Source organism: Flavobacterium plurextorum (genome assembly GCF_024638035.1).
GTDB lineage: Bacteria > Bacteroidota > Bacteroidia > Flavobacteriales > Flavobacteriaceae > Flavobacterium > Flavobacterium plurextorum.
Genome location: NZ_CP100442.1, coordinates 1,234,838 through 1,255,137, shown reverse-complemented (window position 1 = coordinate 1,255,137; position 20,300 = coordinate 1,234,838). Strand labels below are relative to the sequence as shown.

At 33.7% G+C, this 20,300-nt stretch carries 19 protein-coding genes; 15 read left to right on the top strand and 4 right to left on the bottom strand.

Going from position 1 to position 20,300, the window contains the following annotated elements:
* Positions 1-85: 85 nt before the first annotated feature.
* The 15 genes from NLG42_RS05840 to NLG42_RS05770 all read left to right on the top strand — a co-directional run bounded on the left by NLG42_RS05840 (position 86) and on the right by NLG42_RS05770 (position 17,383).
* Complete coding sequence (locus NLG42_RS05840; RefSeq protein WP_089059751.1) at positions 86-634, top strand: NADH-quinone oxidoreductase subunit B; 549 nt, start codon at positions 86-88, stop codon at positions 632-634.
* Between the two features lies 1 nt (position 635).
* Entirely contained in the window at positions 636-1,157 is a 522-nt protein-coding gene (locus NLG42_RS05835; protein WP_089059750.1) for an NADH-quinone oxidoreductase subunit C, read from the top strand.
* Between the two features lie 21 nt (positions 1,158-1,178).
* On the top strand, positions 1,179-2,417 hold the full coding sequence (locus tag NLG42_RS05830; protein WP_089059749.1) for an NADH-quinone oxidoreductase subunit D: 1,239 nt from the start codon (positions 1,179-1,181) through the stop codon (positions 2,415-2,417).
* Between the two features lie 194 nt (positions 2,418-2,611).
* Complete coding sequence (locus NLG42_RS05825; RefSeq protein ID WP_089059748.1) at positions 2,612-3,142, top strand: NADH-quinone oxidoreductase subunit NuoE family protein; 531 nt, start codon at positions 2,612-2,614, stop codon at positions 3,140-3,142.
* A 1-nt stretch (position 3,143) separates the two neighbouring features.
* Positions 3,144-4,511 carry an NADH-quinone oxidoreductase subunit NuoF gene (gene nuoF, locus NLG42_RS05820; RefSeq protein WP_257683243.1) on the top strand — a complete coding sequence of 456 codons (1,368 nt, stop codon included), beginning with the start codon at positions 3,144-3,146 and terminating at the stop codon, positions 4,509-4,511.
* Positions 4,512-4,596: 85 nt separating this feature from the next.
* Positions 4,597-5,628 carry an NADH-quinone oxidoreductase subunit G gene (locus tag NLG42_RS05815; RefSeq protein ID WP_099717756.1) on the top strand — a complete coding sequence of 344 codons (1,032 nt, stop codon included), beginning with the start codon at positions 4,597-4,599 and terminating at the stop codon, positions 5,626-5,628.
* 3 nt (positions 5,629-5,631) lie between these two features.
* Entirely contained in the window at positions 5,632-6,684 is a 1,053-nt protein-coding gene (nuoH, locus tag NLG42_RS05810; RefSeq protein WP_089059745.1) for an NADH-quinone oxidoreductase subunit NuoH, read from the top strand.
* A gap of 86 nt (positions 6,685-6,770) precedes the next feature.
* On the top strand, positions 6,771-7,316 hold the full coding sequence (locus NLG42_RS05805) for a NuoI/complex I 23 kDa subunit family protein (protein ID WP_089059744.1): 546 nt from the start codon (positions 6,771-6,773) through the stop codon (positions 7,314-7,316).
* A complete protein-coding gene (locus NLG42_RS05800) occupies positions 7,316-7,855 on the top strand; it encodes an NADH-quinone oxidoreductase subunit J family protein (protein ID WP_089059743.1) in 540 nt (179 codons plus the stop codon). The genes NLG42_RS05805 and NLG42_RS05800 overlap by 1 nt, the downstream gene beginning before the upstream one ends.
* On the top strand, positions 7,855-8,175 hold the full coding sequence (nuoK, locus tag NLG42_RS05795; RefSeq protein ID WP_012023318.1) for an NADH-quinone oxidoreductase subunit NuoK: 321 nt from the start codon (positions 7,855-7,857) through the stop codon (positions 8,173-8,175). The genes NLG42_RS05800 and nuoK overlap by 1 nt, the downstream gene beginning before the upstream one ends.
* A 7-nt stretch (positions 8,176-8,182) precedes the next feature.
* A complete protein-coding gene (gene nuoL / locus NLG42_RS05790) occupies positions 8,183-10,066 on the top strand; it encodes an NADH-quinone oxidoreductase subunit L (RefSeq protein WP_257683242.1) in 1,884 nt (627 codons plus the stop codon).
* A 10-nt stretch (positions 10,067-10,076) separates the two neighbouring features.
* Complete coding sequence (locus NLG42_RS05785; protein WP_257683241.1) at positions 10,077-11,516, top strand: complex I subunit 4 family protein; 1,440 nt, start codon at positions 10,077-10,079, stop codon at positions 11,514-11,516.
* A 139-nt stretch (positions 11,517-11,655) separates the two neighbouring features.
* Entirely contained in the window at positions 11,656-13,047 is a 1,392-nt protein-coding gene (locus NLG42_RS05780; RefSeq protein ID WP_099717758.1) for an NADH-quinone oxidoreductase subunit N, read from the top strand.
* A gap of 163 nt (positions 13,048-13,210) precedes the next feature.
* Complete coding sequence (locus tag NLG42_RS05775) at positions 13,211-13,984, top strand: Bax inhibitor-1/YccA family protein (protein ID WP_089059739.1); 774 nt, start codon at positions 13,211-13,213, stop codon at positions 13,982-13,984.
* A gap of 549 nt (positions 13,985-14,533) precedes the next feature.
* Positions 14,534-17,383, top strand: a complete 2,850-nt coding sequence (locus tag NLG42_RS05770) for a pectate lyase family protein (protein WP_257683240.1) — start codon at positions 14,534-14,536, stop codon at positions 17,381-17,383.
* Positions 17,384-17,445: 62 nt separating this feature from the next.
* Here the strand turns inward: NLG42_RS05770 and NLG42_RS05765 are convergent, their stop codons facing one another.
* The 4 genes from NLG42_RS05765 to NLG42_RS05750 all read right to left on the bottom strand — a co-directional run bounded on the left by NLG42_RS05765 (position 17,446) and on the right by NLG42_RS05750 (position 20,299).
* Positions 17,446-17,850, bottom strand: coding sequence for a hypothetical protein (locus tag NLG42_RS05765; RefSeq protein WP_257683239.1), 405 nt, complete (start codon positions 17,848-17,850; stop codon positions 17,446-17,448).
* A complete protein-coding gene (locus NLG42_RS05760; protein WP_233206943.1) occupies positions 17,831-18,304 on the bottom strand; it encodes a LemA family protein in 474 nt (157 codons plus the stop codon). The genes NLG42_RS05765 and NLG42_RS05760 overlap by 20 nt, the downstream gene beginning before the upstream one ends.
* Before the next feature lie 97 nt (positions 18,305-18,401).
* A complete protein-coding gene (locus NLG42_RS05755; RefSeq protein WP_257683238.1) occupies positions 18,402-19,445 on the bottom strand; it encodes a hypothetical protein in 1,044 nt (347 codons plus the stop codon).
* 41 nt (positions 19,446-19,486) lie between these two features.
* The gene (locus tag NLG42_RS05750) at positions 19,487-20,299 is read right to left on the bottom strand and encodes a leucine-rich repeat domain-containing protein (RefSeq protein WP_257683237.1); all 813 of its coding nucleotides are present in this window, start codon (positions 20,297-20,299) and stop codon (positions 19,487-19,489) included.
* Position 20,300: the final 1 nt, after the last annotated feature.

Genomic DNA, 20,300 nt, shown 5'->3' with positions numbered 1-20,300 from the left:
AAAATACAATGTTGATTTTTTAAAATATTGATTTCGATTTCAGGATTAAAAATCTAAAATCAGAAATCTACAATCTAAAATAAAAATGAGCGATTCAAATGTAAATATGGTTGCGCCACCTGAAGGTGTTGTTGGTGAAGGTTTCTTCGCAACAAAACTAAATGATGTTGTAGGTTTGGCACGCGCGAATTCTCTTTGGCCTTTACCTTTTGCAACTTCATGCTGCGGAATTGAGTTTATGGCAACAATGGCTTCACATTACGATTTAGCACGATTTGGATCTGAGCGTGTGAGTTTCTCTCCTCGTCAAGCAGATATGTTATTAGTAATGGGAACAATTTCAAAAAAAATGGCCCCGATTTTAAGACAAGTTTACGAACAAATGTCTGAACCTCGCTGGGTAATTGCCGTTGGAGCTTGTGCTTCATCGGGAGGTGTTTTCGACACTTACTCAGTTCTTCAAGGAATTGACAAAGTAATCCCAGTTGACGTTTACGTTCCGGGATGTCCTCCAAGACCAGAACAAATCGTTGATGGAGTAATGAGATTACAAGATTTGGTAAAAAGCGAATCTGTTAGACGCAGAAGCTCTCCGGAATACCAAGAATTATTAGCTTCCTATAACATTTCATAAGATGGCTTTAGAAAATACCCTGATTCAAGATAAACTTACAGAAACATTTGATACAAGTGTTTTTAACTTTCAACAAGAAAGAGATATTTTTTCATTAGAAACAACTCCTGAAAAAATCACAGCTTTGATCCTTTTCCTGAAAAATGATTCTGATTTACGTTTTCACTTCTTAACAGACTTATGCGGCATTCATTATCCAGACAACGATGCAGATCGTCAATTTGCGATAGTTTATCATTTGCATAACTGGTACGAAAACAAACGTATTAGAATTAAAGTTTACTTGAATGGTGAAAAACCAGAGATCAAAACCGTTTCAAATATTTTCTTGAGTTCAAACTGGATGGAAAGAGAAACATACGACTTCTTCGGAATCAATTTTATTGGTCACCCGCAATTGAAACGTATTTTGAATATGGACGAAATGGTGTCTTTCCCAATGAGAAAAGAATTCCCAATGGAAGACAGCGGAAGAACTGATAAAGACGACAGATTCTTTGGAAGAACAACAACAAATTGCTAAAAAATAATTCAACATTATAAAATGTCAGAACTATTATTACCACCAGAGCATCGTTATGCTAAAATAATTAAGGACAAACTAAACGAAGACGGAAGCGAGCTTTCGGTACTGAATTTAGGACCAACGCATCCTGCGACTCACGGTATTTTTCAAAATATCCTATTAATGGATGGTGAAAGAATTCTAGAGGCTGAACCAACTATTGGCTACATCCACAGAGCTTTTGAAAAAATTGCTGAGAATCGTCCTTTCTATCAAATCACACCTCTTACAGATCGTATGAACTATTGCTCCTCTCCTATTAACAATATGGGGTGGTGGATGACTTTAGAGAAATTACTAAATATTGAAGTTCCTAAAAGAGCACAATATTTAAGAGTTATTGTAATGGAGCTTGCTCGTATTACAGATCACTTAATTTGTAACTCGATTCTAGGAGTAGATACTGGTGCATATACTGGTTTCTTATACGTTTTTCAATTCAGAGAAAAAGTTTATGAGATTTACGAAGAAATTTGTGGAGCTCGTTTAACAACAAATATGGGAAGAATTGGTGGTTTTGAAAGAGACTGGTCACCAGAAGCTTTTAAAAAACTAGATACTTTCCTTGAAGAATTTCCTGTCGCTTGGCAAGAATTCGTAAACTTATTCGAAAGAAACAGAATTTTCCTTGACAGAACCGTAAACGTAGGTGCAATTTCTGCTGAACAAGCAATGGCTTACGGATTTACAGGTCCAAACTTACGTGCTGCCGGAGTTGATTATGACGTTCGTGTTGCACAGCCATATTCTTCTTACGAAGACTTTGAATTTAGTGTTCCTGTTGGAAAATCTGGAGACACTTACGATCGTTTCTGTGTTCGTAATGCAGAAGTTTGGGAAAGTTTAAGTATTATTCGTCAAGCTTTGGATAAAATGCCGGCTGGAAACGAATATCATGCTGAAGTTCCTGATTATTACCTTCCTCCAAAAGAAGATGTTTACACTTCTATGGAATCTTTAATTTATCACTTTAAGATTGTAATGGGAGAAGTTCCTGTACCAGTTGCAGAAATTTACCACCCTGTTGAAGGAGGAAACGGAGAATTAGGATTCTATTTAGTTACAGACGGAAGCAGAACTCCATATAGATTACATTTTAGAAGACCTTGTTTTATTTATTACCAAGCATATCCTGAAATGATTAAAGGTTCATTACTTTCTGATGCAATTGTTATCCTTTCGAGTTTAAACGTAATTGCGGGAGAATTAGACGCGTAAAAAAATTTAGATTGAAGATTTTAGATTTTAGATTGCTGAACAGCATATCTAATAATTAAGATTGAAAATCTAGACTTATCATAGAATTGAAGAATTCAGATTGAAAAATCTAAAAACTAATAAAGATTGCAGAATACGGATTGAGGACAAAGATTGAAAAATCTGAAATCTAAAATCTAAAATCTAAAATAAAAATGGAACGTAAACATTACAAACAAGAAATAAATATGACTGAGGCATTGATCGCTCGTATCAATGAATTGATTAGTCATTATCCAGAAGGCAAACAAAAATCGGCTTTACTGCCTGTTTTGCACGAAGTGCAGGACGCGCATAACAACTGGCTTAGCATTGAATTGCAAGACATAGTTGCCGAGATTCTTCAGATAAAACCAATTGAGGTTTATGAAGTGGTTACTTTTTATACCATGTTCAACCAAAAACCAATTGGAAAGTATATGTTTGAATTTTGCCAGACTTCTTGTTGTTGTTTAAATGGTGCCGAAAATTTAATGGATTATACTTCTGAAAAATTAGGCATTAAAATGGGTGAAACCACTCCAGATGGAATGTTTACCATTGCTGGTGTAGAATGTTTAGGTGCTTGCGGATACGCTCCGATGATGCAGTTAGGCGATTTCTACAAAGAGAAATTGACAGAAGACAAAATCGATCAGTTAATCGCTGATTGTAGAGATGATAAAATAATATTACACGATAAATAAGATGTCACAAAAAATATTATTAGATAAAATCAATATTCCTGGAATTAAAACCTACGAAGTATATCGTCAAAATGGCGGATATGCTTCTGTAGAAAAAGCTTTAAAAACACTTACACCAGACGAAGTTACTGAAGAAGTAAAAAAATCAGGTCTTCGTGGTCGTGGCGGCGCGGGTTTCCCTGCTGGAATGAAATGGAGTTTTATTGACAAGAAATCAGGAAAACCAAGACACTTAGTTTGTAACGCCGACGAATCTGAACCGGGAACTTTCAAAGATCGTTATTTGATGGAATATATTCCTCACTTATTGATCGAGGGAATGATCACTTCAAGTTATGCTTTGGGCGCAAATCTTTCATATATCTACATTCGTGGAGAATATATGTGGGTTTTCAAAATTTTAGAAAGAGCAATCGCCGAAGCTAAAGCTGCAGGCTGGTTAGGAAAAAATATATTAGGTTCAGGTTACGATCTTGAACTTCACGTACACTGTGGAGCTGGAGCTTATATTTGTGGAGAAGAAACTGCACTTATTGAGTCTTTAGAAGGTAAAAGAGGAAATCCTCGTATTAAACCGCCTTTCCCAGCAGTTTCAGGACTTTGGGCAAATCCAACTGTGGTAAACAATGTTGAAACAATCGCAACGGTGCCATGGATTGTAAACAATTCTGGTGATGATTATGCTAAAATTGGAATTGGTCGTTCTACAGGAACCAAATTAATTTCTGCTTCTGGACACATCAAAAATCCTGGAGTTTACGAAATTGAATTAGGTTTAAGCGTTGATGAATTCATGAATTCTGATGAATATTTAGGAGGAATGTCTTCTAGTCGTCCGTTAAAAGCATTTGTTCCTGGAGGATCTTCAGTGCCAATTTTACCAGCCGAATTAATTTTCAAAACTGCAAATGGCGAAGATCGTTTAATGACTTACGAATCTTTAAGTGATGGTGGTTTTGCTACTGGATCTATGTTAGGTTCTGGAGGATTTATTGTTTACAACGATACTGCTTGTGTGGTAAGAAATACCTGGAATTTTGCACGTTTTTACCATCACGAATCTTGCGGACAATGTACACCTTGCCGTGAAGGAACAGGATGGTTAGAAAAAATCTTATGGAGAATCGAAAACGGTCAAGGCCGTGAAGAAGATATCGAATTATTGTGGAGCATTCAAAGTAAAATTGAAGGAAACACAATTTGTCCACTTGGTGACGCCGCTTCTTGGCCAGTAGCAGCTGCGATTCGTCACTTTAGAGATGAATTTGAGTATCACGTTCGTTTCCCAGAAAAAATTAAAAATAGAGATCACTTTGTTGCTGAACCTTTTTCGCAAGTAAAGCATTTAGTAGGTAAACAAACAGTTTAAAAAATAGTTTCAAGTTTCACGTTTTTTTAGTTTCAAGTAACAACCTGAAACTTTAAACCTGAAACTAAAAAAACAAAAGTAAGAGATGAAAGTAACCATAGACGGTCAAAGTATAGACGTAGAACCAGGAACAACAATCCTGCAGGCTGCACGTATGATTGGTGGAGATTTGGTACCGCCAGCCATGTGCTATTACTCAAAATTAAAAGGCAGCGGTGGAAAATGTCGTTGCTGCTTAGTTGAAGTTTCTAAAGGTAGTGAAGCTGACCCAAGACCAATGCCAAAATTAATGGCATCATGTGTAACAGGATGTATGGACGGAATGGAAGTAAACAGTAAATCTTCTGCCAGAGTTACCGAAGCGCGTAAATCTGTAACAGAATTTTTATTGATCAATCACCCATTAGACTGCCCAATTTGTGATCAAGCTGGTGAATGTGATCTTCAAAACCTAAGTTTTGAGCACGGAAACCCAAAATCACGTTTTATTGAAGAAAAAAGAACGTTTGAACCAGAAGATATCGGTCCAAATATTCAACTGCATATGAACCGTTGTATTTTATGTCAAAGATGTGTACAAGTTGCAGATCAATTGACAGACAACAGAGTTCACGGCGTATTAGACCGTGGTGACCACGCTAATATTTCTACTGGAATCTCAAAAGCAATCGACAACGAGTTTTCTGGAAATATGATTGACGTTTGTCCAGTTGGAGCTTTAACTGACAAAACTTTCCGTTTTAAATCAAGAGTTTGGTTTAACAAGCCTTATAACGCACACAGAGAATGTACAACTCCTGGATGCTGCGGTAAAACTACAGTTTGGATGTTTGGTGGAGAAATTCAACGTGTAACTGGTCGTAAAGATGAGTATCATGAAGTTGAAGAATTCATTTGCAACAGCTGTCGTTTTGATCACAAAAACGTTAATGACTGGGTTATTGAAGGACCAAGAGAATTTGAAAAAGATTCTGTTATCAACCAAAATAACTACACTCAAAAATTAGAGAAAGTTGAAATTGACACAGAGAAGAATATTCTTTTAGGTAGAGATATTGACCGTAAAAAAATTAGTATGGCAGCAATTCCATTAACTACTAATGATAAAAAAGTTTAAGAAATGGAAAGTGCATTTATTATAGAAAAAAGTGTTGTTATTGTTGTCGTTTTTGCGGTAACAATGATTATGGCAATGTACTCTACTTGGGCAGAACGTAAAGTTGCCGCTTTTCTTCAAGACCGTGTTGGTCCAAACCGTGCAGGTTGGGGAGGTTTATTACAACCACTTGCTGATGGTATGAAATTATTCTCAAAAGAAGAATTTTTCCCAAACACGCCAAACAAATTTTTATTCGTTGTAGGTCCTGCAATTGCAATGAGTACAGCTTTGATGACAAGTGCTGTAATTCCGTGGGGAGATAAACTGCATCTTTTTGGAAGAGATATTTATCTTCAGGCAACTGATGTAAACATTGCATTATTATACATTTTTGGAGTTCTTTCTGTTGGAGTTTACGGTATCATGATTGGTGGATGGGCTTCAAACAATAAATTCTCATTAATGGGAGCTGTTCGTGCAGCTTCTCAAATGGTTTCTTATGAAGTTGCGATGGGATTATCAATGATCGCATTATTAATGATGACAGGAACAATGAGTTTAAGAGAAATTTCATTACAGCAATCAGGAATGAACTGGAATGTTTTTTATCAGCCTTTATCCTTTTTAATCTTCTTAATTTGTTCATTTGCAGAAACTAACAGAACTCCGTTTGACTTAGCAGAATGTGAAAACGAATTAATTGGAGGTTACCACACTGAATATTCATCAATGAAAATGGGATTCTATTTATTTGCTGAATATGCAAGTATGTTTATCTCTGCTACTATTATTTCTGTTTTATTCTTTGGCGGTTACAATTACCCAGGAATGCAATGGATGGTAGAAAATGTTGGAGTAAACACAGCTAATCTTTTAGGAATTGCGGTATTATTTGTAAAAATATGCTTCTTCATATTCTTTTACATGTGGGTACGTTGGACGATTCCAAGATTTAGATATGACCAATTAATGAACTTAGGCTGGAGAATTTTAATTCCGCTTTCGATTATTAATATTATGATTACGGGTGCTGTTATTTTAAGACACGATATCGCAGCAGCTTTAGGATTCTAAGAACCGTAACTGGCTTCAAATAAAAATAAAATAGATTTAAAGTTTGATTGATCTCAAATTGAAAATCATAAATCATAGATTAAGAAATGTCAATAGAAACTATATCATTATCGGGTAGAAAAAAAGTGGTCTCTAATAAAGAGATGTCTTTTTTGGAACGATTGTATCTTGTGGCGATTGTAAAAGGTCTTGCTATTACACTTAAGCACCTTTTTAGAAAAAAAATTACGATTCACTATCCAGAACAAGTTCGTGAAATGAGCCCTGTTTATCGTGGTCAACATATGTTGAAACGTGACGAGCAAGGCCGCGAAAATTGTACTGCTTGCGGATTATGTGCTTTATCATGCCCTGCAGAAGCAATTACAATGAAAGCTGCCGAACGTAAACCAGATGAAAAACATTTATACAGAGAAGAAAAATACGCTTCGATTTATGAAATAAACATGCTTCGTTGTATTTTTTGTGGATTGTGTGAAGAGGCTTGCCCGAAAGATGCTATCTATTTGACAACTTCTAAAGTATTAGTTCCTGCTAATTATGAAAGAGAAGATTTCATTTTTGGAAAAGACAAATTAGTGATGCCTTTAGAAATGGCTATTAAAAACTCACAACTTAATAACGCTAACTAATGATACATATTCCTGATTTTGCACACGCGACAACTGTACAAATTATATTTTGTTTCTTAGCGTTTATCACCGTAATGACTGCTTTTTTAACCATTTTTAGCAGAAACCCAATTCACTCAGCAATTTACTTAGTGATTTGTTTCTTCTCTATTGCTGGTCATTATTTATTATTAAACTCACAATTTTTAGCAATTGTACATATAATAGTCTATTCTGGAGCAATTATGATTCTGTTCCTGTTTACCATTATGTTGATGAACCTAAACGAACAGCGAGAAGTTCACCGACCAAGAATCACACGTTTAGGAGCTATTGTTTCTTTCTGTTTGATTTGCGTGGTTTTAATTGCAATATTCATTAACTCTAAACCAATTGTTGGTGAATATGATTCAACTGGAGAAGATTTCCAATCTATCAAAGTATTGGGTAAAATATTATTGAACGAATATATGGTGCCATTTGAATTTGCTTCGATTTTACTTTTGGTTGCGATGATTGGAACTGTATTATTGTCTAAAAAAGAAAAATTAAATAAATAATGGGTAATATATTAAATCAAATAGGTATTGAAAATTACATCTTTTTAAGTGTTGTACTTTTTTGTATTGGTGTTTTTGGTGTATTGTACAGACGAAACTCTATTATCGTTTTCATGTCTATCGAAATCATGCTGAATGCAGTAAACCTTTTATTTGTGGCTTTTTCAACTTATCATCAAGATGCACAAGGACAAGTTTTTGTATTCTTTTCGATGGCAGTTGCTGCAGCTGAAGTTGCAGTAGGATTGGCTATTCTTGTTTCTATTTTTAGAAACATTGGCTCAATTAGTATCGATAATTTAAAAAATTTAAAAGGATAAAATAGAAATGGATACCAATTTAGCTTTAGTTTTAGTTTTAGCTCCTTTTTTAGGATTTTTAATTAATGTTTTCTTTGGGAAAAGCTTAGGAAAAACAGTTTCCGGATTTATCGGAACTGCTGCCGTGGCTGTTTCTTTCATAGTTACTCTTGTTCTTTTTAATCAAATAACTTCAACTGGAAAAGCAATTGAAGTTACTTTATTTGACTGGATTCAAATTAGTAATCTAAAAATCAATCTTGGATTTTTATTAGATCAATTATCAGTTCTTTGGTTATTATTCGTAACCGGAATTGGCTCTTTGATTCACTTATACTCTATCAGTTACATGCATGACGATGAGAATATGCACAAATTCTTTGCCTATTTAAATCTGTTCGTATTCTTTATGATTACACTTGTAATTGGAAGCAACTTATTAGTATTATTTATTGGTTGGGAAGGTGTTGGACTTTGCTCTTATTTATTAATCGGATTTTGGCATAAAAACCAAGACTATAACGATGCAGCAAAGAAAGCTTTCATCATGAACAGAATTGGAGATTTAGGTCTTTTAATTGGTATGTTCATCATTGGTTCAATGTTCTCTACTTTAGATTATACCACTTTAAAAACTGCAATCGCTGGAACAACAGATCTAAACTTACCATTACTTTCTTTAGCAGCTTTATGTTTGTTTATTGGAGCTTGTGGTAAATCTGCACAGATTCCATTGTACACTTGGTTACCAGACGCGATGGCTGGACCAACTCCTGTTTCTGCTTTAATTCACGCTGCTACAATGGTAACAGCTGGTATTTTTATGGTAACAAGATTAAACTTTGTTTTTGATCTTGCAACTGATGTACAAACTGTAATTGCCATTATTGGGGCTATAACTTCATTGGTTGCGGCTACAATTGGTTTAGTTCAAACAGATATTAAAAAAGTATTAGCTTACTCTACCGTTTCACAATTAGGATTAATGTTTTTAGCATTAGGATTTGGAGCTTACGAAGTAGCTGTTTTTCACGTAATCACACATGCTTTCTTTAAAGCTTGTTTATTCTTGGGATCAGGTTCTGTTATTCACGGTTTACATGGCGAGCAGGATATGCGTAAAATGGGTGGTTTGCGTAAAGCAATGCCAATCACTTTTTGGACAATGTTGATTTCTTCATTAGCCATTTCAGGAGTTCCGTTTTTCTCAGGTTTCTTCTCAAAAGATGAAATCTTAATGACAGCTTTCCATCACAGTATTCCATTATACGTTGTTGGATCTATTGCTTCAATCATGACAGCTTTCTATATGTTCCGTTTAATGTTCTTAACTTTCTTTAAAGAATTTAGAGGAACTGAAGAGCAAAAACATCATTTACATGAAAGTGGTGCTTTAATTACAATTCCATTAATCATTTTAGCAATTTTAGCAACTTTTGGCGGACTAATCAGTTTACCTGGAAACAGCTGGTTAAATGAATATTTAGCTCCTCTTTTCACAAAAGCAGCTGGCGAAGAACACCATCTAGGACCAACAGAATACACTTTAATGGGTGTTGCTGTATTAGGCGGATTATTAGGAATTTTAATTGCTTACGTAAAATACTTTAAACAAGATAATGTTCCTGAAACTGACGAAAACATTACAGGTTTAACAAAAGTATTATACAACAAATATTATGTTGATGAAGCTTACGATGCGATATTTGTTCGCTCTATAAACGGATTATCAAGATTCTTTAGAGATTATATCGAAACTGGCTTATCGGCACTTGTGTTCGGATTAGGAAAAGTAGCAAATGAATTAGCTTTTCAGGGTAAAAAACTGCAGACTGGAAGTATCGGATTATATCTTTTTGCTTTCGTTTTGGGTCTTTGCGCAATTGTTTCTTATTTATTTTTAGCTCAATAATTTTATAACTATGAACGTTTCTCTTATATTAATTATTCTTTTAGTTGGTGCATTTATCACCTATTTTGCAGGTGACAAACTCGCTTCAAAAGTAGCTTTGTTCTTTAGTTTGGCAGCTTTAGGCTGTTCGGTTGTATTGTTAAACCATTTTAATGCTGGTGAAAATATCAGCCTTATCAATGCTTGGATCACACAACCTAAAATTTCCTTCGCTTTAAATGCTGATGGATTAGCAATTGCAATGCTTTTATTGACTACAGCTTTGACACCAATTATTATATTCTCTTCTTTTGGAAATGAATATAAAAATTCAAAAGCTTTTTATGCTCTAATATTATTCATGGCATTTGCAATGACAGGGACTTTCCTTGCAGCAGATGGTCTTTTATATTATATCTTCTGGGAACTAGCTCTTATTCCTATTTATTTTATTGCTCTTATTTGGGGTAATGGCGATGCTGAAGAAAGAAGAAAAGCAGTGGTTAAATTCTTTATTTACACACTTGCCGGCTCTTTATTCATGTTAACTGCTTTTATTTATTTATACCAAAAAGCAGGCAGCTTCTTAATCGAAGATTTATATAAAGTAGAATTATCAGCTTGCGAACAATTCTGGATTTTCTTAGCTTTCTTCTTAGCTTATGCTATCAAAATTCCAATTATCCCTTTCCATACATGGCAGGCAAATGTGTACCAAAAAGCGCCAACCGTTGGAACAATGCTTTTATCTGGTATCATGTTAAAAATGGGATTGTACAGTGTAATTCGCTGGCAATTGCCAATTACACCTCTTGCGTCGAAAGAATACATGAACATCTTTATCGCTTTAGGAATTGCTGGAGTTATCTACGGTTCAATCGTAGCATTAAGACAAAAAGATTTAAAGAAATTATTGGCTTATTCATCTCTTGCTCACGTTGGATTAATTGCTGCAGGAACTTACACTTTAACTATTGATGGTTTTAGAGGTGCTGTTCTGCAAATGATCGCTCACGGATTTGTTGTAGTTGGATTATTTTATGCTGCAGAAATTATCTACAGAAGATTTGAAACTAGAGAAATCAGCGAATTAGGAGGAATCCGTACGCAATCTCCAAAATTCACTTCAATGTTTTTAATTTTGGTTTTAGCTTCTGTTGCTTTGCCAACTACTTTTAACTTTGTTGGAGAGTTTACAGTATTATACAGTTTATCTCAAATTAATATTTGGTATGCTGTTTTAGGCGGAACAACGATTATTTTAGGAGCTTACTATATGCTTAAAATGTTTCAAAATGTAATGTTGGGCGAAACCAATTCAAAAACTTTTGCAGATGTTTCTGTAAACGAAGGAATTTCGATGGTAGCAATTATTGCTGTATTAATTTTCTTTGGATTTTATCCAAAACCAATTACAGATTTGATTACACCAAGTTTAGAAACGATTTTAAACGTTATCAATAAAAACTAAGATTTTAGAATGCAGATTAACGAATTTTGATTTCAGATTTATCCGAAACTAAAAGAATTAAAATGCTGAAAAAAATAAAAATATATTTTAAATAAAATAAATTAGGGCGTTTTAGATTTCCTAAATCAAAAAAACAAAAATGAATACATTAATAGCTATAACAGGATTGGGTATTTTTTGCCTATTGTTTGAAATTCTAAATTTTAGAAAAGGCATCGTTCCGTTTACCATTTTAGGTTTATTGGGCGTTTTGGCACTTAACTTTTACGAATTTGGATCAACAGCAAGTTATTACAATAATATGATTGCAGTAGATAAATTCTCAACTGCCTTTTCATCATTATTTATTATTCTGACTATTTTCCTTGTAGCATTAAGCCATAATTTTTACGAAAATCATCAATCTAAAATTTCTGATTTCATTGCCATAAAAATCTTCTTATTAGCTGGAGCTGTTGCCATGGTTTCTTTTGGAAACTTAGCAATGTTTTTCCTTGGAATCGAAATTCTATCAATCGCACTATATGTTCTTGCAGCAAGCGATCGTTTGAATATTAAAAGTAATGAAGCAGGTATGAAATATTTCCTTATGGGATCTTTTGCATCGGGAATTATTTTATTTGGAATTTGTTTGATTTACGGAGCAATGGGAACATTTGATGTTACAGAAATTTACGAAAGTTCTTTATCTGCCGAGCTTCCAATCTGGTTTCCTATCGGGATGGTTTTAATGACAATCGGAATGTTGTTTAAAATTGCCGCTGTTCCATTTCATTTCTGGGCACCAGATGTTTACGAAGGTTCACCCGCTTTAACAACTGCTTTAATGAGCACATTGGCAAAAGTAGTTGCGATTGCAACACTTTATAAATTAGTTGCCGGACTAAATTTAATTCCGTCTCTTGAAAATCAAGAACTTTTAGGAACATTTGAAAACATCATTGTAATTATTTCAATTGCATCTATGACTGTTGGAAATATAATGGCATTACGTCAAGTTAATGTAAAACGTATGCTGGCATTTTCAGGAATCTCACACGCAGGTTTCATGTTAATGACATTCTTATCTATCGCAACATCTGCAGGTACTTTATTGTATTATACATCAGCTTATGCTTTAGCGGGAATCGCTGCTTTTAGTGTTATTTTATATGTTTGTAAAAATCAGGACAACGAAGATATTACGAACTTCCACGGACTTGGAAAAACAAATCCACTATTAGCTGCAATCTTAACTGGTTCGCTATTGTCTATGGCTGGTATTCCAATTTTCTCAGGATTCTTCGCGAAATTATTCTTATTCAATCAAACAATTCAAGCGGGATATATTGCTTTAGTTATTGTAGCAGTAATTAATTCAATTATAAGTGTTGGATATTATTTCAAACTTATTTTGGCAATGTATTCTAAAGAACCAAATGAAAAACGTACAGGAAAACCATTTCTTATTTATGCAGTTGCAGTTGTGTCAATTGTTTTAAATATTGTTTTAGGATTATTCCCATCACTAGTTTTAGACTTATTGAATTAAAAAATATACTTCAAAATAAACACAAGTCCATCAAGATTTTTTTTTGATGGACTTTTTTTATATCTCTTTTTATAGAAGAGAAAATCATGTTAAAAATTTACCTCAAGTCGCCCCACCTCGAAAAAACTCCATATATTTGGGTTCAATTAAATGTATTAAAACTATGGCCTTCAATTCAAATAATCCATTTTTAAGCAACAAGCGTTTTTCATCAAATGCCGTTTCAAGAGCTGAAGAAGTACACGAAGCAAAAATTATTGATTACAATCAGGAAATGACTTTGTCTGGTACTATTAATAAAACAGCTATTTTATTTTTAATATTATGTGCATCATCTATGATTACATGGTGGATGGCATTTAACGGAATGAATCCAATGTTACCTGCAATTGGCGGTGCAATTGTTGGATTGATTTTAGTTGTTATTTCTGCTTTTAAACCACAAGCTTCTCCATACTTAGCTCCTGGATATGCCCTTTTTGAAGGTTTATTTATTGGAGGAATATCTGCAATTTTTGAATTAAAATATCCTGGAATTGTTGTTAATGCAGTTGGTGCGACTCTTGTAACCTTTTTAGTTTGCTTAGGATTGTATAAATTCAGAATTGTTAAAGTTACAGAGCAATTCAAATCAGTTGTTGTTGCCTCTACATTAGCAATTGCAACTTATTATTTAATTTCTTGGGTAGTTTCAATGTTTACAAGCTGGACTCCTGTACATCATGGAAATTCGATGATGAGTATCGGAATTAGTGTTTTTGTAATTGTTATCGCTGCTTTAAACTTATTCTTAGATTTTGATCAAATCGAAAAAGGTGTACAACAAAAAATGCCAAAATACATGGAATGGTTTGGTGCAATGGGACTAATGATTACTTTAGTTTGGTTGTATATTGAATTTTTAAGATTACTATCTAAACTATCTAGTAAAGACTAAATACTTACTTACAATATTCTGAAAGCCTTTTTGATAATCAAAAAGGCTTTTTTTATGCCTATACATTTCAAAAAAACAGAAGAATAGAGTAACACATTTACAACTTCATTTTATACGATACTCTATTTTTATTTTAAAAGCAAAACAAATATCTCAAGTAGTTTTTTCTGCATTCATAAATACTTTTGGCATTTATTTCCCTTTACTGATGTAATCTTTTTCTTTCTTTAATAAATTTGCCAAAAAAATTCAATTTTTTCAAAAAGAGACACATCTTAAGAATCTCAAGAAATCCATACATCTTAAAAAAGTAATAAAGATAAGACTTAGCAAAGATTTTACACATTATGTAATAAATTACAATTAATGCAATTTATTACATAATAAAAAACTAAACTACAAAAATTTTAAACTATATATTTTTTTACTACTAAAAAAATAAGAATATCAGAATTTTATATATTTTTGTGCAATCGATTACAATTTACTATTGTTTGAGATAATTAAAACCACTTAATAACTTTTACTAATTTTTTAACCCAAACTATTATGAAAAAAAACCTACTTTTCTTAACCGTTTTCCTTGTTACCGTCCAAATATGGGCTCAACAAGTTCAAATCACAGAAGCCTCTGGATGGCTTGAAACCGCTTTTGTAAAATGGCAGCTGGTTAGCGGCGCTCAAAGCTACAATGTTTACTACACAGGAAATGGTCTAACGGACCAAAAAATTGATGATCAATTGATTCGCAGTTACGGAAGTTATTTCCGTGCGGACATTCCTGGTTTGAAAGCAGGAAGTTATACTGTAAAAGTTAAACCTGTAATTTCTGGTACGGAAGGTTCGGGCTCAACAACGAGTTCTCTAACAGTATTAGCACAAGATCGAAACGGATTTGCATTTGAAAGCGGCAGAGTTCCCGGAGGATATAAAGCCGATGGAACGCCAAAAGATAATGCTGTAATTCTATACATTACACAAAATACAAAAAACACCATTTCGATGAACATTACCGGCGCCAGTGCAAATCCATGCGTTGGTTTACAAAATATTCTTTATGCCATCAAAAAAGGAAAAGACACTCGCCCATTTATAATCAGGTTAATTGGTAACATAACGGATATGACTGTTATGGAAGGCGGCGACGTTGTAATTGAAAATGCAAATAATGCTTCAAGCTACATCACTTTTGAAGGAATAGGAACAGATGCTGTCGCAAATGGATGGGGAGTTCGTCTAAAATCTGCTTCAAATGTTGAAGTAAACAATATTGGCTTCATGAATTGCAACAGTACTGCTGGAGACAATGTTGGAATGCAGCAGGATAATGATCATATTTGGGTTCACAACTGCGATTTATTCTACGGAAATGCAGGAAGCGATGCCGATCAAATAAAAGGTGACGGAGCATTAGACAATAAATCTTCAACATACATTACTTTATCCTACAATCACTTTTGGGACAACGGAAAAGCAAGTTTACTAGGGCTAAGCGAAGGAACCACAACTGGTTTATACATCACATATCACCACAACTGGTTTGACCATTCTGATTCCCGCCATCCTCGAGTTCGTTATTATTCAGCTCACATTTACAATAATTATTACGACGGCGTTTCAAAATACGGCGCAGGATCAACTTTGGGTTCTTCATTATTTGTAGAGGGAAATTATTATCGTAACAGCAAACACCCAATGATGACTTCGCTGCAAGGTTCTGATATTTGGGATGAAGCGAATCAAGTGAATAATGCCGGAACAATGGGAACATTTTCTGGAGAAGCTGGAGGTTCAATCAAAGCTTTTAACAATACTTTTGATACTTCAAACGGAACAAATAATATGCGATTTGTACCTTACAATGATCCGAATCCTTTATATAATATTTCAGGAAAAATCAGCTCTGCTACAGATTTTGATGCTTATTTGGCAACTACAAGAGCCGAAACAGTAAGCAGCAGTGTAAAATCAAAATCTGGAGCAAATACATATAATAACTTTGATACTGACGCTTCTTTATATGTAAAAAATCTCGTAACAGATCAACCCGCAGCGGCAAAAACAAAAGTGACACAATATGCGGGACGTGTTTCTGGCGGAGATTTAAAATGGGTGTTTGATAATAGTGTAGATGATACTTCATCTCTAGTAATTACAGCGCTAAAAACAACATTAACAAATTATACTGGCGCTTTAGTTGCAGTACAAGGCGAAGGGAATCCTCCGACAAGTTCACAAACATTAACCTCAACATCAAATAATAATCAAACAGTAACAAGCGGCACAGCTATTGGCAGTATTGTCTTTACATGGAGCGGAGACGCTTCGGATGCTGCGGTTACTGGATTGCCTGCTTCTGGAATTAGTTTTGTAAAAAATGCAACGGCAAAAACAATAACAATATCAGGAACACCAACTGCAACAGTATCATATTCAATTACTACTTCAGGAACTGGAACGCCGGCAACAGGCTCTGGAACAATTACAGTTAATCCAGCTGGAACTCAAACATTGACATCGACTAATAATAATAGTCAGACTGTTAACAGCGGAACTGCAATAAATGCAATTGTATTTACTTGGGGCGGAACTGCAACTGACGCAGCTGTTACAGGATTACCTGCTTCTGGAATTAGTTTTGTAAAAAATGCAACCGCTAAAACTATAACAATATCAGGAACACCAACCGCAACACTATCCTATTCTATCACAACTGTTGGAACAGGAAACACTGTAACTGATTCAGGAACTATAACTGTAACGACAAATACTCCAAGTGGAGACGAAATACACAATTTTACAGCTTCAGGTAAAACAAGCAGTTTTTATACTATAACTGGAAATCTATCCACTACAAAAGGCACGGTAACCTACAACAACTTAACATTGACGCAATGTTTAAAAATAGAATCTTCAACAAATATTTCTTTTACAACGTCTCAAGCGAGTACTTTAACGCTTGTACTAATTGAAGCATCGGCTGTTATAAAAGTTGATAATGTAGACAGAACTGCTTCAAACGGAATTGTAACGGTTTCGCTGGCTTCCGGCAGTCACACGATTACGAAAAAAGACACAGCAAATCTTTTTTATATGAGTACTGCATACAGCGGTTCAACGCAAAGAATTGCACAAACAGAATCTTTAACTGAAGTATCAGCGAAGACTGAAAGCGCGCAAGCAATTTTGTACCCAAATCCAACAACTGGAACTTTGTATTTATCCGATCCTAATTTGACTGTTGAAAAAGTCCTTATTTATAATATAACTGGGTTTCTTGTAAAAACGGTTCAAAAAGGAAGCGAAAGCATCGATTTAAACACTTTGACTACTGGAACTTATTTAGCTAAAATATACACAATCGATGGTTCTTATAATCAAACCATTATTAAAAAATAATTTATAAAATTAAAGGCTTCCAAATATTTGGAAGCCTTTTTTATTTTCATCCAAATTATAATTTATCTTTTTCTGTTTCTAAATTCTTCTTGTTCACTTACTTTATTAAACTCCCTAAAAAAGCTTTTAATAGTTTCTAAATTAAACATAACAAACAGAAACATTCCTATAAAAATTGTGATCCAACAGTACAAAATTTTCACTGGCGGAATATCATTAGCAACAACATAAAATACAATTGTAGGCAAAATAGAAACCAATATTGTAAGTCCCAAAGACAACATTAGCGGACTTGTAAAATAGCTGTTAACAGCACCAAAACCAAGCTTCCTAATTATGAAAGCTGCAAATGTTAAAGTTACTAAACCAAACATTATACTTCCAAAACCATAAATAAGCACGGTATCATTCAGGCTGTTAATTTCGTTCTCGTAACCCAAAAAAGTATTAAAGTTGAACTCCATCATATTTCTTATCTTCTGGTGTAACATCAAATAAAGTCTGCGTTTTATACCCAATTAGCTTCGCTAAAATAAAATTAGGAAACTCTTGGATTCCCACATTATATAAGTTTACACTATCGTTAAAAAACTCTCGTCGGTCAGCAATTTTATCCTCCATTTGAGAAACTCTTTTTTGTAATTCTAAAAAGTTACTATTTGATAACAGCGTTGGATAATTCTCAGAAACTGAAAAAATACTTTTTAATGATTTCGAAAACTCGTTGGCATTATCAATTTTTTCTTCGACCGTTTTAGCATTCAAAAAATCTGTTCTTAATTTGGTCAAATTAGTCAGCATTGCAGTTTCATGTTCTGTAAATTTAGACACAATTTTTACCAATTCCGGCACTTCTTCTGCACGCTGCATCAGGATAACATCAATATTTCTAAATGCTTTTTCATTATTATTTTTCAGCATAACCAGCTTGTTATAAATTCTGATAAAAAAATTAAAAAACACAATAATTAGAATTATTCCGATAATTAAGGCAATGTTTTGAACAGTCATATTTTCTTTAATTTAAAATAATATAGATGAGTATAAGTGAGATGAAAAACAAAACGGTTAAAAAAGAATCGAGCAGCGGTTTGTATTTATTTCTAAATGAAATACTCCTTGGAACTGCAATTCCAAAAATAGTATCTGCATCATCTTTTCTTATTAATACACTTCCATTATCTGAGGCAGCATAACCTATAAGGAGCATATAATCATCACTTTTCAGATAGGTTTCAGTATATCTTGTTTTTCCTCCAAACTGATTGTCAATTCTATCAAAATAATATTCTAATCCTTCACCATCTACCGTAACAGAACCGGTTTCATCTTTAATTTTAAATTTTCCCGTTTTTACTTCGCTGAAAATAGTTGAATATGTGGTTCTGCCGTCATCATCTCTCGGACTTTCTTTTTCTATTTTATACGAATAACCAATACATGGTTTTTTGAAGTAAGGAGAAATTATAGGTTCGATTTCTTCCAGATCTCCTTCAATTTCAACTAAACCCATAGCAATTGCATCTATTTTTGATGTTGGCAAAATAGACTGCATTTTATAAAATTTGCTTTTACTGCTTGGAAAAAATATTGAACTTACCAACACAAAACCAGGAATAATTAAAAACAGAAGCTTTAAATTCTCAGTTACAGCCAGCCCATAAAAAGCTCCAACGATACAAACTAAAACAAAGAATCCGAGAAGCTTATCCGTTAATTTCGTTTTTGGAATATTGTGAATCCTATTGAACTTTTCTCTCTCTATTTTTTCTTGTTTACTGCTTTTAATTCCGGAATAAATCATTCCGATGATTCCAAATAGAAAAACGGAGACGAATAAAAATAATATAACCGCAAATGGATATCCGGGATCAATTAAAAAACTCACACCAACCATAATCGGACATAAAACAAAAAATAACCAGTTAGGAAATTTCAAATTAAAAAGCCCCGAAAAAATTACGGTTTGAAATAAAGCAACACCCAAACTGAAAAGCATTAAAAAAACAACCACTCCAGCATCGGCTTTATTTTGAGTAAGAAATGCAAAAAATTCGTTCATATTTACAATGCTATTATTTGGATATTGTTTTACAGAATTCCTTAAAATACAATTTCAACTTCTTTAGAAAGCAGTTTTCTTAAGCGATTCCTTTCTAAATCTGAAATTGGATTATGGCTTAAATCAAGACCTATCAGTTTGTGCAATTTATTGATATCGTTTGGAATTTCACTAATTTCATTATGACTTAAAACTAAGAATTTCAAATTCTTAAACTGCAAAATCTCATCTGGAAACCTACTTAGTTTATTTTTTGATAAATCGAGTTCAATGACTAATTGCGGCTTTAACTTTGCTTCGGCCAAATCATAAAAAGTCGATTTTCCCTTTTTCTCATCTTCTTTATTTCTCACCAAGAAGCCAAAACCAATTACACTTAATACAGAAACAAAAAAGATACACAAGAAAGCGACCCAAATAGGATCTTCATTTTTTTCGGTTGTAAAAAGTCTCAAATAAATATAATATGCCATTCCGAAGAACAATACCAAAAACAAACCTATAAAAATTAAATACAGAAGATATTTAAAAAACGAAAGAATAATGTGTTTTAGTTTTCTTGTGTCTTTTGCAAACAATGAATAACCTATCAAAGCAAAAATAAAAAGCCAAAAAACAAGCAATCCGATTTTTGCTCCGTCATTATCACTTTCGATAATTTTAAACGAGATAAAAGTAGGAAACATTAAACCAAACCAAACAATAAATCCAGCAATTCCGATAGAAAAACAACCTAATTTATACTCACTCTTTGACGATCTCAGCCACAAATAAGCTATTAAAAAAGACAAAAGAGCAACTCCTATAAAAGCATATCCAAAAGGTGTAAGTCCTGCTAAAAAAAATAAAGGCATT